Source organism: Acetohalobium arabaticum DSM 5501 (assembly GCF_000144695.1).
Lineage (GTDB): Bacteria > Bacillota > Halanaerobiia > Halobacteroidales > Acetohalobiaceae > Acetohalobium > Acetohalobium arabaticum.
Window position 1 is genome coordinate 476538 of the sequence record NC_014378.1, and the last position, 14014, is coordinate 490551.

General features: G+C 33.6%; 12 protein-coding genes. All 12 read left to right on the forward strand.

Annotated elements, in window-relative coordinates; all coding sequences use genetic code 11:
- Positions 1-24 precede the first annotated feature (24 nt).
- The 12 genes from acear_RS02380 to acear_RS02435 all read left to right on the forward strand — a co-directional run bounded on the left by acear_RS02380 (position 25) and on the right by acear_RS02435 (position 13963).
- Positions 25-978, forward strand: a complete 954-nt coding sequence (locus tag acear_RS02380) for an ABC transporter substrate-binding protein (RefSeq protein WP_013277429.1) — start codon at positions 25-27, stop codon at positions 976-978.
- A 118-nt stretch (positions 979-1096) separates the two neighbouring features.
- Complete coding sequence (locus acear_RS02385) at positions 1097-1960, forward strand: ABC transporter permease (RefSeq protein WP_013277430.1); 864 nt, start codon at positions 1097-1099, stop codon at positions 1958-1960.
- A gap of 211 nt (positions 1961-2171) precedes the next feature.
- Complete coding sequence (locus acear_RS02390; RefSeq protein WP_013277431.1) at positions 2172-2825, forward strand: cobalamin B12-binding domain-containing protein; 654 nt, start codon at positions 2172-2174, stop codon at positions 2823-2825.
- Between the two features lie 114 nt (positions 2826-2939).
- Positions 2940-3131, forward strand: coding sequence for a hypothetical protein (locus acear_RS02395; RefSeq protein ID WP_013277432.1), 192 nt, complete (start codon positions 2940-2942; stop codon positions 3129-3131).
- Positions 3132-3304: 173 nt separating this feature from the next.
- Positions 3305-5089 (forward strand): sigma-54 interaction domain-containing protein, encoded by a 1785-nt coding sequence (locus acear_RS02400; protein WP_013277433.1) that lies wholly within the window; start codon positions 3305-3307, stop codon positions 5087-5089.
- Positions 5090-5475: 386 nt separating this feature from the next.
- Positions 5476-6879: a trimethylamine methyltransferase family protein gene (locus acear_RS02405; RefSeq protein ID WP_013277434.1), complete on the forward strand. Its 1404-nt coding sequence runs from the start codon at positions 5476-5478 to the stop codon at positions 6877-6879.
- A gap of 46 nt (positions 6880-6925) precedes the next feature.
- Entirely contained in the window at positions 6926-8533 is a 1608-nt protein-coding gene (locus acear_RS02410; protein WP_013277435.1) for a BCCT family transporter, read from the forward strand.
- 33 nt (positions 8534-8566) lie between these two features.
- Positions 8567-9199 (forward strand): corrinoid protein, encoded by a 633-nt coding sequence (locus acear_RS02415; RefSeq protein ID WP_041667236.1) that lies wholly within the window; start codon positions 8567-8569, stop codon positions 9197-9199.
- An 89-nt stretch (positions 9200-9288) separates the two neighbouring features.
- Positions 9289-10086 carry a methyltetrahydrofolate cobalamin methyltransferase gene (locus acear_RS02420; protein WP_013277437.1) on the forward strand — a complete coding sequence of 266 codons (798 nt, stop codon included), beginning with the start codon at positions 9289-9291 and terminating at the stop codon, positions 10084-10086.
- 108 nt (positions 10087-10194) lie between these two features.
- Positions 10195-12150, forward strand: a complete 1956-nt coding sequence (locus acear_RS02425; RefSeq protein ID WP_013277438.1) for a methyl-accepting chemotaxis protein — start codon at positions 10195-10197, stop codon at positions 12148-12150.
- Positions 12151-12558: 408 nt separating this feature from the next.
- Positions 12559-13506, forward strand: a complete 948-nt coding sequence (locus acear_RS02430) for a 1-phosphofructokinase family hexose kinase (protein ID WP_013277439.1) — start codon at positions 12559-12561, stop codon at positions 13504-13506.
- 4 nt (positions 13507-13510) lie between these two features.
- Complete coding sequence (locus acear_RS02435; RefSeq protein ID WP_013277440.1) at positions 13511-13963, forward strand: CBS domain-containing protein; 453 nt, start codon at positions 13511-13513, stop codon at positions 13961-13963.
- The last annotated feature ends 51 nt before the right edge of the window (positions 13964-14014 follow it).

The following is a 14014-nucleotide window of genomic DNA, read 5'->3' on the forward strand; positions in this document are numbered from 1 at the left end:
TATTATCGATAAGGGGGTTATTAAATGATTTCTAAAAAGGGACGGATAATTTTAGCTGTATGTTTAGTTTTAACACTTACGGTAGTAGGATGTACACAGCAAAAACAGGCTTCTAATCAGGCTGAACAGACTGAAGAGATTAAGTTTGGATATGTAAATTGGCCGGGTGTTACTGTTAAGACAGAGGTAGTTAAACAGGTTTTGGAAACTATAGGTTATAAGGTTACAACTGAAAGTTTAGGCCAGCAGGTATTATTTAAAGGAATGGACAATGATGAAATTGATGCCTTTTTGGGTAACTGGATGCCTACAATGATGACTAATTTCAAACCTTATAAGGAAAAAGGAACGATTGTAAATATCAAACCAAATGTTGAAAAAGCGGTTTATAAGCTTGCTGTACCTGAATATGTCTGGGAAGCAGGAGTTAAATCTATTAGTGATCTGCATAAGCATGCTGATAAATTTGATCATGAAATAGTTGGGCTGGAAGCCGGTAATGATGGTAATGAAATCATGAAAGAAGCTATTGAAAATAACACTTATAACTTAGAAGATTGGAAGGTAGTAGCAAGCAGTACTGGAGGAATGTTATCAGCAGTAGAACGAGCTACTAAGACAGGAGAATGGATTGCTTTTCCAGGTTGGGAGCCGCATTGGATGAATGTTAAATATGACATTAAGTATCTAGAGGATCCAGAAAATATCTGGGGAGAGAGTAGTACAATTTATACTGCTGCTCGACCAGAACTGGAAGAAGAGAGTCCTAATTTCTATAAGTTTTTAGAGAACTTTGAAATTACATCTCAAATTCAAAGTAAGTGGATTTTAGAGTATCAGAAGAAAGAACGTCCAGCTGAAGAAGCAGCTGAAGAATGGATTAAGAATAATATTGATGTTATTAGTAGCTGGCTTGACGGTGTAAAGACTGTTGACGGCAAAGATGCTGTTAAAGTAATTAAGAATAAATTTAAGTAGTTTTTAACAGAATCTTAGCGATATTCGTGATCACGAATATTGCTAAGACAAATAACTCGGTGATAAATTAAGTTAAGATTAGCTAAAGTTTTATATCTTAAGGAGGTAATACTTTCTAATGAATCTTATTCCTTTAGTCTCAACACTGGATAAGTTAATCAACTTTTTATCTACTAAAATTCCTTTAGGTAATGCAGTAGAGGCTATAGTTGATTTTATTATTTCGAATTTTAGTGTTCCGCTAAATACCTTTTCTGAAATAATTAGTTCATTGATTGGTGGATTTGAGGCTGTTTTATCTTATGGTCATCCCTTTCTATTAATTGCTGTTTTTGCTATTGCCGCTTGGAAACTCAAGGGAAAAAATATGGCTGTCTTTGTTGCTTTAGGATTAATGTTAGTCTTAAATCTTAGAATGTGGGACCCGTTAGTAACTACTATGGCTTCAATAATTACTTCGGTGGTTGTCTGTTTAATTTTGGGAATCCCAATTGGAATTTTAAAAGCCCGTAGCAGAATTATTGATCTTATTACTCGTCCTATGCTAGACTTTATGCAGACTATACCTCCCTTTGTTTATTTAATTCCAGCCTTAATGTTCTTTGGTTTAGGTAATGTTTCTGGAGTTATAGCTACTGTAGTCTTTGCTATTGCTCCTCCAATTCGTTTAACTTATTTAGGAATTAAACAGGTATCAGATGAGTTAAAAGAAGCTGGGAGAGCCTTTGGTTGTACCCCATGGCAGATGTTATATAAGATAGAGCTACCGTTAGCATTACCATCGATTATGATGGGCGTTAACCAATGTATTATGCTTTCTTTATCTATGGTAGTAATTGCAGCGATGATCGGAGCTGGAGGATTAGGAAAGCCAGTACTGCGTTCCTTATCAACAGTAGATATCGGTTTAGGTTTTGAAGCTGGTTTAGGAGTAGTTATTTTAGCTATGATTTTAGACCGGATCTTTGGGCGGGAGCAGTAAAAAATAATAACTAAAAAAGACTAGAATGCCCTTGTATTGGGGCATTTTAGTTAGTTAAAAGATAAATTTTTCTTCCTTATTGTGATCTATATTATTTCCAGTGGGAATTGATTCCTTTACTGATAGGTATATTGATCCTGGAAAGCAGTATGTTAAATCATGGAAGGGATTTCAGTCTCAATAAATAAGATAGTAATAAGGGGGAATCAAAATGACAGAGTTTGAAGCTATCAGTAATCATATAATTAATGGTAATGAAGATAAAGTAGCTGAGTTGACTCAAAAAGCTATAGATGAAGGATTAGAACCTAATGATATTATACAGAAGGGTTTAATTAATGGTATGAATCAGGTTAGCCAGAAATTTAAAGATGAGGATATGTTTGTACCTGAGGTTATGATATCGGCTCAAGCAATGAAAACAGGTATAGAATTGGTTAATCCTTTACTTACTAAGGAAGAAACTTCTTTAAAAGGTAGAGTGTTGTTAGGTACAGTTGCTGGTGACTTACATAATATTGGTAAGAATCTGGTTCGAATAATGATGGAGAGTGCTGGTTTTGAGGTTATAGATTTAGGAACAGATGTAGAACCCAAAGAATTTGCAGAGGCAGTTAAAGAATATAAACCGGATATTTTAGGGATGAGTGCTCTGTTGACTACAACTATTCAGCAGATGCAGAAGACAATGGGGGCTTTAAAGAAAGAAGAACTTAGGGATTCTGTGAAGATTATGGTTGGTGGAGGGCCTGTAACTCCGGATTTTGCTGAAGAAATTAATGCTGATTTTTGGGCTCAGGATGCTGTTGCTGCTAAGAGTGCTGCTTTGGAATTGGTTGAGTCATCTCCTCCACCCAAATTATAGATTTGGATGGAGCTTGCTAAGTTCAGATACGACTTATTGAATAGCCTACTACTTTTTCTCAATCTTAGTACCTCCATTGCTTTTATTATACAACTTAATTGGATGTCTAACAAATTGGGCGAAGGGGAACTTAGAGTTTTTAAGTATAATGAAGGAGATAAGGATGAATTACAGGAATTAATAGTAAATAAAAAAAGAGAATTAGACAGGAAAGAGAAAGCATTGTCTAGAATTGATTCAAAGGTGGTTAACAGTAAATTAGAGAAAAGCACAGGACTATTTAAGGCGTTAAAATCATTTAGGTAGAAATTACTCTTTTTAGTTTTGCTCATCTAATAAATTATAGAGAGGTAACAACTTTTTTTAAATGATTTTTACTATATTTAATTTAAAAATTTACAGAATTTTTAATATAATTTGATTTAATTTATTTTTTTATATTAATCAATTTACTATTAAATCAAGATAGGGGGGAGTAGATGACTAAACTAAAAGAACTTAAGAAATTCATTCAGCAAATAGCAAATGCATTTGCAGCAGTTATGGATTACGAAATAGGAATTTTGGATGATGAGGTAGAAATTGTTGCTGGAACTGGAAAGTATAAAGAAATTGTAAACTCCCGAGTTGGTTCAGGCTGTATAACTGATAGACTTATTTCTAATTCTAATTCTAAAAGTTTTTTTGTTGAAGATACTGATAGTAATGATTTATGTAATAGGTGTCAGTTTAAAAAAGAATGTCCTGTTTTAGCAGTAGTTATTTCGCCTATTAAATTTTCAGGACAAGTGGTAGGAACTTTTGCTTTGATGGCTTTTGATGAAACACAGCGTCAAAATCTTATTACTAATAGATCAAATTTGATAACTTTTTCAGAAAAAGTAGCAGATTTTCTATCTAGTACTTTGGCTGAAAAAGAGATGAGAAAGCAGATGGGAATTTTAGCGGATCAGTTTAAAGCAGTGATTAATTCTGTTCATGAAGGTATTATTGCTATTAATGCTCAGGGTAATATTACTCACATTAATCAGTCAGCAACTGAGGTTTTAAAACTCAATCAGGTACAAACTGGTAAAAATATTAAAAGTTTTTTTCCTGAACTAAATCTAGAGAGAATTTTTAGTGATAGTATAATGAAGAATGATTATTGTGAAACAAAACTTAAGTATAAACAGGGTGAAGAAGAATTTGAATTACTCTGCAATATTACTTTAATTAAGAATAATGAGCAAGTTATAGGTGCTACTATTTCATTTAGAGGGTTAGAAGAGATGAAGCAGTTAGCTACTAAGATTATTGCGGAAGACCAACAATCTGCTTTTGATAAAATTAAAGGTACTAGTAATGAAATTATTAATCTTAAAAAACAGATGCATAAGGTGGCTCAGACTTCTTCGACAGTCTTAATTTGTGGTGAAAGTGGTACTGGAAAGGGTATGTTTGCCCGAGCGATTCATGAAGAGAGTGATAGAAAAGAAGAAGCTTTTATTTCTGTTAATTGCGCAGCTATTCCTGAAAATTTGCTGGAATCTGAATTATTTGGTTATGAAGAAGGGGCATTTACTGGAGCTAAGAAGGGTGGTAAGCCGGGTAAATTTGAACTTGCTCATAAAGGAACTATCTTTTTAGATGAGATTGGTGATATGCCGCTGCATTTTCAAGTTAAATTGTTAAAAGTAATTGAGGATAAAAAATTAGAGAGGGTAGGAGGAGTTGAATCAATTGATATTGATGTACGAATTATTGCTGCTACTCATCAAGACTTAAAAAAGATGGTTAAAGAAGGTAAATTTAGAAAGGATTTATTTTATCGATTGAATGTAATTCCTTTTTCGATTCCGCCTTTGCGAGAACGAAAGGAAGACATACTATTATTATCACACTTTTTTTTACAGAGATATTCTCATTTATTAGGTAAAGATATTGAAGGATTTACGGAAGGAGCTAAACAGAAGTTGCTTAATTATTCATGGCCGGGTAATATTCGTGAGTTAGAAAATAGTATTGAATATGCTGTCAATATTGCTACTTCTAATTACATTACTGAAAAATATCTGCCAGAAACAATTTTAGAATCTTTTTCAGGAAATGAAGAGACATCTGTAGTTCCTACTCTTAATGAAGTAGAAAGAAAAACAATTATTAAGGCGTTACAGGAGTTTGGAACGAGTGGTAAGGGAAAAGAAAAGGCTGCTGAGGCTTTAGGAATTGGTAGGTCTACTCTTTATCGAAAGCTGGATGATTATAATATTGAGCTATCCTAAAGTGGGATAAACTGTCCTAAAATGGTATAAATTAATTAAGGCTTGGTATGTAAGGAATAATCAAATAATTTTTAAAAATATTGTCCCATTATGGGACAATATTTTTAATTATTTGATTTTATTGAATTGTAAAACTTTAAATATTTAAAAAATAAAACTTTATTTCCTAATATTATAGTATTTGTCGTAATATATATTATAATTTTTAAATAATTCAATTTTGGCATAATATTTGCAACTTAATATAAGTAGAGTAAACAATGTTAGTAAAATTAGAACTGGGAGGCGATAAAGGAGAATAGAGATAAAAATAAAATATTGTAGTTGTTTAAGTATAGTTATTTAATAATAAATTAACCTAAAATTATTGTAAAGGAGTGGAAATTATGAGACCAAAGTTAAATTTCTTTTCTGAAGAAGAGATAGAAAGAATCCATAATATGTCTTTAGATATTTTGGAGTCAATGGGTATGAAAATACCTTCTGAAGAAGCATTAGGGATTCTTGAAGAAGCCGGTGCAGATATTGATGGGGAAATTGCTAAGTTTACTCCTGAATTAATAGAAAATGCTGTTGAAACTGCCCCTAAAAGAGATGAACTGACATTATATGCTCGGGATGAAGAATATGATATTAATTTGAGTGAAGATGCACCTGTATTAGCCGGCATGACACAGGCGACTAATGTAATTGATGTAGATACACGGGAGAAACGACCGGCAACTAATGAAGATGTTGGTTTGATGTTAAGAGTCTTAGATCAGTTAGATAATGTTTCGATTGCTTCTACGCTTGCTACTCCGCAGGATGTGCCTGAGGAAAGGATGGATCAGTATACGTGGGCTACAGCTATTAAAAATACTAAAAAGCATATTACTGCTCCATCATTTAACGATCAGTGTGTAAAAGATGCAGTCAAGATGGGATCTATAGCAGTAGGTGGAGAAGATAAATTTCAGGAACGTCCTTTCTTTTCTACCTGGGTTTTAACTTCACCTCCTCTGGAGTTAGATGCTGAAACTGCAAGTACACTAATGGAAGCTAGCCGTCATAATATTCCTACTCTCGTCAGTTCTGGACCTATTCTTGGTGTTTCTGCACCAGTTACTATTGCTGGAGGTGTTGCTCAAGCCCATGCAGAGAACATGGCTTGTTTAGTATTATCACAGGCAGTTAACCCTGGTGCGCCATTTATCTATACTAGTTTTGCCCGAATTATGGATATGAAGGTAACTAATATATCAATGGCTAGTCCAGAGTTTGCTATTATGAAGGGGTGTATGGCGGAATTAGGTCACTTACTGGATTTGCCTACTAGAATGCCTTCTATGTTGCGTGATTCTAAGAAAGTAGATGCTCAGGCAGGATTTGAAGTCGGTATGGGGCTAGTAGGTGCTTTAGAATCTGAGATTATTGGTGGACTTCAATTAGATATGGATATCGTTATTGATTTTGCTGATTTAGTCTTCAGTAATGAATGTATGGGACAATTAAAGAGGATAGCTCGAGGTGTAGAGGTGAATGATAATAATTTAGCTCGGGAGTTGATTTCTGAAGTTGGACATGGTGGAGATTTTTTAAAGACTCTTCATACAGCTCAGAATTTTAAAGATGAATTATGGGATGCAGACCTTGTTGAACGGCGAATGTGGGAATATTGGGAAGATGACGGCTGTTTGGATATGGAAGAAAGAGCTTTAGCTAGAGTAAAAGAGATGATTGAAGAAGATACTGGTCCTTTATTAGATGAAGAACTACAGAAAGAAATTGATGCTATAGCTAAAGACTAGACCACAGATAGCAGATTTTAGGCTTAAAAAACAAGGGGGGGAAACAATGGCAGATGAAGTTAGTGTTGAGGAAAAGAGTGAAATAAACTGGAGAGTATTTGGACTAAGTGGAGGTTTCTTTGTTCTATTTGTAATTGCTTCTATTATTAACTTAGATGCTGTTTCTAGTGTTGTAGATGCCTGTTTTAATTGGAGTATTAGCTGGTTTGGAGCATTTTGGCAGGTATTAGTCCTACTAACATTTATAATAGCAGTATTATTAGGAATTAGTAAATATGGAAGCGTACGCTTAGGCGGAGATGAACCGGAGATTAATACTTTTAATTGGATAGCTATGATTATGTGTGCATTATTGGCTGGTGGTGGAGTATTCTGGTCAGCAGCTGAACCGATGTATCACTTTTTAGATACTCCAGCTTTCTTTTCAGGTTCAGGTGTAGAATCAGCTACTGCAGCGGCAGTTAATCCAGCCTTCTCTTATTCTTTTTTACATTGGGGATTTTTAGCTTGGGCTATCTTAGGAACACTTGGTACTATAGTTTTGATGGATGGAGTCTATAGAAAAGAATTACCACTACAGCCCCGGTCTTTATTATATCCTGTAGTAGGTGAAAATGGAGTATTTGGACTATTGGGAGATTTAGCGGATATAACTTCTATTCTTGCGGTTGCAGCTGGAACTATCGGACCAATTGGATTTTTAGGATTACAGTTGAGTTATGCTTTAGAAAAAGTTTTGGGAATTCCTGATGTTTTTATGACTCAACTTGGTGTTATACTTGCTTTTACTGCTTTTTATACTATAACTGCTATTTTGGGATTAGAAGATGGAATTCAGAAGTTAAGTGATTTTACTGCTAGGTTTACTCTGCTCTGTGGTTTAGTTATCTTAATATTTGGACCAGGTAGCTTTATTATTAATCATTTTCTAAGCGGTTACGGAACTTACTTAGATAACTTCTTTAGTATTAGCCTATTTAGAGGAGATGCTAACTGGTTATCATGGTGGACTTCATTCTTCTGGGCTTGGTTTATTGGGTATGCACCGATGATGGCTATATTTGTGGCTAGAATTTCACGTGGTAGAACTATTAGGGAGATTATATTAGCTGTAGCTGTAATTTCTCCAGTAGTAACTAATTTCTGGTTTAGTATAGTCGGAGGTACCGGTATCTTCTATGAATTACAGAATCCAGGTGTTATATCAGAGTCTTTGAATTCTAGTGGTATGGCAGCAGCTTTACTGGATATAATTGAAATGGTACCATACATTGGACCTAATATTTTAATGGCAGCAATTCTGTATTTGATTGTTGGTTTTTTAGCTACTACCGGAAATTCAATGGCTTATACTATGTCTATGGTTGTTACAGCAGAAGATGTTCCTCCTAAATGGGTACGTGCTTTTTGGTCAATTGCGATGGGAGCCGTTGCTGCTATTTTGATGAAAATAGGTGGAGTTAATGCTTTACAAAGATTCATTGTTGTTACTGCTGTTCCAGTTTCGGTATTTATGATACCAACTTTATGGGCAGCACCTAAAACAGCAGCAGAATTATATGAGAAACAAAATAATACAGTAACTACTTCTTCAGTTCCAAAAGATTCTCTAGATGTAGAATTAACAGAAGAAACTGAAGAAGTGACTAATTAATATAACTTAATGAAATAGGGGGTAATTATGAGAATGGGTGAATTTAAAGAGATAACAGAAGCAGTAATTAATGGAGAAATTGAAAAAGTAGGTGAATTAGCCCAGGAGCTTGTAGATGCAGGAAAGGAACCAAGTAAGATTATTAAAGAAGGATTTGTAGCCGGAATGGATATTGTTGGTGAGAGGTTTAAGAATCAAGATATGTTTGTACCTGAAGTATTACTTTCAGCTAAGTCCATGCATGCTGGCATGGATATAGTTAAGCCATTATTATCTGATGCCGATTCTTCTTCAGAAGGAACAGTAGTTATCGGTACTGTTGAGGGTGACTTACATGATATAGGTAAAAATTTAGTTATTATGATGATAGAGGGAGCAGGTTATGAAGTAATAGACTTAGGAATAGATCTACCAGCAGAGGAAATTGTAGAAGCAGTAAAGGAACATCAACCAGATGTTATAGGTTTGTCTGCCCTCTTAACTACTACTATGCCTGCCATGGAGAATACAGTTGAAGCTTTAGAAGAAGCAGGCGTTAAAGATGATATTAAAGTTATTGTTGGCGGAGCACCAGTAAATCAGGAGTTTGCTGATGAAATCGGTGCTGATGGTTATGCTCCTGATGGAAGTACTGCTACTGATTTAGTGCGGGAAATGACTAATTAAGAAGTGATATAGTTTGAATATTAGGAGAGTTCTGTTAGTGGAGAGCTCTCCTAATTTTTACTTGATAATAGTAAGGGAGTGAAAATTTGATGATAGTAATTGGAGAATTAATTAATACTAGTCGCGAAGAAGTAGAACCAGCAGTTAAAAATAGAAATGTAGACTTTATTCAAGAGTTAGCTAAAAAGCAGGAAGAAGCAGGTGCCGACTATATTGATGTTAATTGTGGAACATTAATTAAAGAAGAAGTAGAGGCAATGGAATGGTTAGTTAAGACGGTACAAGAAGTAGTAGATGTACCACTCTGTATAGATAGTCCTGATCCGAAAGCACTGAAAAAAGGTCTAGAAACTTGTGAAAAGAGACCTATGATTAACTCCATTACTGCTGAGAAAGAAAGATATGAAGAAATTCTACCACTAATTCAGGAGTATGATGCAGAAATCGTTGCTTTAGCTATGGATGAAAGCGGTATGCCAGAAGATGATCAAGATAGAATTAATGTAGCTACTAAATTAATTGATGACTTAGTAGCAGATGGAGTTGAATTAGAAGATATTTATCTTGATCCGATTATTCAGCCAATTGGAACTGATGAAGAAATGGGAGAATATATCCTAGCTGCTATTGATGAGATTATCACAAAGTATGAAGATGTACATATTACTTGTGGTTTAAGCAATATTTCCCATGGATTACCTAAAAGACAACTATTAAATCAGGCTTTTGTAGTTTTGGCGATGAGCAGAGGTATGGATAGTGCTATTATGGATCCATTAGATGAAAAAATCATGTCTTTAACGATAGCCTCTGATACTCTATTAGGTGAGGACCAGTATTGTGCTAATTATATTAAAGCGGCAAAGGGTGATAAGTTAGTTATTTAGTTGTTAAATAAATATTGAACTTGATTAAAAAGAAGTCGCCCCTTGATTCTGGTTTGAAATATTAGTCAGAGGGGGCGACTATTATGTTTTAAACTTAGGGGGGAAGTTATGGAAGACATTATGGAAAAAATACGCCAGTCATTAAACAGTCTCAGTACTAAATTAATTATATTATTTTTATTAATAGGTTTAGCACCGATGGTTATATTAAGTTATTTTCAGATTCAAGAGACTGAAGAGGAATTAAGGCAGAGTTTTATTCGTTCAAGTACAAGTGAGATTAAGCATGTAGATAACACAATTAATATGTACTTTAAAAAGATAAAGGAAGACTGTAAGATGTTGGCAGAAAATGCTAATGTGAAGAAAGCTGATAAGACTATTACTAGTTATGTAGATAAAACCAAAGATGAAGAATTACAGATGACGCCTTCTCAAAATAGTGGTATTGAAGCAGATATATATCAAGTATATTCAAATTATGCAGAAAATCATTCTAATTTAGTCTATACCTATCTTGCGACTAAACACGGTGGCTTTATTCAGTGGCCTGAGGGACCGATTACTGCCAATTATGATCCTCGGGTTAGGCCTTTTTATAAGGCGGCAATGAATAATAAAGATAAAGTTATAAGGACTAAACCTTATTATTGGGAAGGCGATGATGTATCTTTAATGAGCACAGCTACAGTAGTTAGAGATGATGTTGGTGAAATTATAGGAGTTCAGGTTGTTGATATTGGTTTGGAAAACTTAACAGATATGATTGAGAATATACATATCAAAAAGAAAGGTTATATTATTATGACGACTAATGATGGAACTATTTTAGCCCATCCAAAGAATAGAAATCTAAACTTTAAAAATATAAATGAACTCGGTGTTGATAAATTGAATAATTTAACTAATCTCAAAGAAGAAAGCTTTACGGCACGGATGAATAATAAAGATTATTTAATGAATATTTACACTTCGCCTCAAACAGGATGGAAATTTATAGCTGTAATTGAAAAAGAAGTATTAAATGAACGGGTCAGCAGTTTATATAATAAAACATTGTGGATGGGATTAATAGCAGCAGTTATTATTATTATTATAACTCTATTTGTTTCCCGACGATTTTCACAGCCGATAGTGGCAGCAACTGAATTTGCTCAACAAATTGCTCAAGGGAATCTGGACATAAAGTTGTTGAATAATAAATCCACAGGAGAAATTGGAGATTTAATTCAAGCTTTAAATAAAATGCGAGATGATTTAAAAGAAATGTTGCTTAATTTAATGGATGTCATTGAGGATCTATCCGCTTATAGTCAAGAATTATCAGCTTCATCTGAAGAAGGTAATGCGGTAATTGAACAGAATACGGAAAATATTGAGGAGATGACAACAAGTATTCAGCAGATTTCAGCTAGTAGTCAAGAAGTGACTAATTTAGCTCAGGAAACTAATGCTCAATCAGAAGTGGGTAAAGAAAAGATAGAAGAAATAGCTAATGTAGAAGAGGTCAGTAGGGTAGTAAATAATGCTGTAGAAAGTATTGAGGAACTAGATACTAATTCTAAAGAAATTGGAAAGATAGTAGAGTTAATTTCTAATATAGCTGAGCAAACTAATATGTTAGCGTTAAATGCTGCTATTGAAGCAGCTAGAGCGGGAGAGCAGGGTCAAGGCTTTGCAGTGGTAGCTGACGAAATTCGACAATTAGCTGAGGAAACTACTCAGGCTACTACAGAAATAGATGAATTAATTAAGGACACTCAGAATAAATCAAAAATTAGTCTTAAAACTGTTCAGCAGATGGAGGATAAAGTTAAAAATAGAAAACAGGCTTTAGAAGAAACTAATGAAGTTTTCACAAAAATCAAACAAAGAATTGAAGATACTTCAGCTCATATTCAACAAACCGCTGCTTCAGCTCAAAATTTAGCTGAAAATAGTGACCAAGTGCAACAAGCTTCTGAAGATATGCGAAATATGTCTCAGGAAGTAACTAATTCTTCTCAGGAACTGGCTAATATGGCACAAAAGCTACAAGAATTAATTACAGATTTTAACATTTAGGCAGATGTTAATCCTATTATGAGATTAATTATCTTTAAAAAGGAAAAAAGCCCTGAGGCTTGCTATATAAGCATTAATCAAATGAAATTTAGAAACAATCATTCCATTATGGGATAATTGTTTTATTATAGTTGATTTTTAAAGATTAATTGTAGGGAAAGTAATTCTTAAAATTAGCTTAAGTGTTAGTATTATAGAGGATTATATAAAATATATTAATATATTTTATATAATTAAAGCATTGGCATAAAATTTGCATTTTAAAGTAGATCAAATACAAGTAATATTTAATTATATCATTAATAGGATAAGAAAAATATAATATTTTTTTGTTTTTCCTATAATATTTTTAGATTTAAGTTATATTAGATCTACCTAATATAAATTAATCAAAAGAGGTGAATTTAGATGATTACAACAGTGACTTTGAATCCAGCGATTGACCGGGAATATTTTGTAAAAAATAATACTCCAGGCTACCACCAGTATATTTATGAAAATCAACAAATTAATGTTTCTCCCGGAGGTAAAGGATTAGTAAGTGCTATTGACCTAAAGTATTTAGGTTATTCAGATGTTCAGAATATCGGTTTCGTCGGTGGTCAGCAGGGGCTATTTTTTGAAAAGATGGTACAAGAATATAAAATTACAACCAATTATATTTATACTGAAGAGGAAATGAGAAATAATATCTATATTATTGGTAAAGAACCAGTAACATACACCCATTATAATGATTATACCTACCGAGTTGAATCCTCTGATGTAGAGCGATTATTAAAACGATTTAAACGGAGCATTACTGATAGTGACCTGATAATAATCTCCGGTTCTATTCCAGAAGGGGTTAGTTTCAGCATTTATCAAGACTTAATTAGTATTTGTCAGCAGAAAGGGAAAAAAGTTTATTTATTTGCTAGCGGAAAAGCACTGAATCGGGCTCTGCAAGAAAGCCCACACTTTGTAGTCCCTTATTTTAAACATTCTAATAAAATTTTAGAAGAAAAAGTAGAATTGCTTGAAGATTATATTAGAGTAGGAAAGAAACTGCAGGAGATGGGGGTTAAGCATGTTTCAATTCCATTTCATGGTAAACGATTAATATTTGGTGAAAATAAGGTTTATTCTATTTCAGCAGAATATTTCCGTCTAATGAACTGGTTAGGAGCCGGCGAAGCATATAATGCTGCTTTCTTTGATCATATGCTTCGAGAAGGATTTGATATTATAGAAACTAACCGGTATGCGGGAGCAGCTGCTTTAGCTGTATCAGAAAAAAAAGAGGTATTCTTGAAAAGTAGATCTGAGATTGAAGATAAGTTAGAACTAATTAATATCAAGGAGGTGACACTGTAACAAAATGAGTACAGTAAAAAAGTATATGATGCGGTCATTAAATTCAGTTTCTAAAGAAGATACTGTCAAAGAGGTAATCAGAGCTATGCATAAAATAGAAATGTCTGTTCTGCCTGTAGTTGATGAAGAGAATACATTTTTAGGTAGTATCTATAGCGAAAATATTTTAAGAAATATTATTCCTGAACAGTACGGTATGTTAGAAAGCCACCGCTTACTGCATGAAATCAACCAGGCAGCAGAAAACTTAAAAGAAATTAAGGATAATAAAATAAAAGAATATATGTTGACTAATACTTCTGTAGTTAAAGAAATGGATAATATGGATAATCTGGCTGATATCATGTTACATAATGAAGAGTCATACTTATTCGTAGTAAATGAAGAAGGAAAGTTAAGAGGATATATTTCCCGTGGTGATCTGCTTTACTATTTATCTGAGGTAGAGGAAAATTGATACTAGTATTAGTTTTCTAACACATAAAATTACAGTAATAGGAGTTGATAA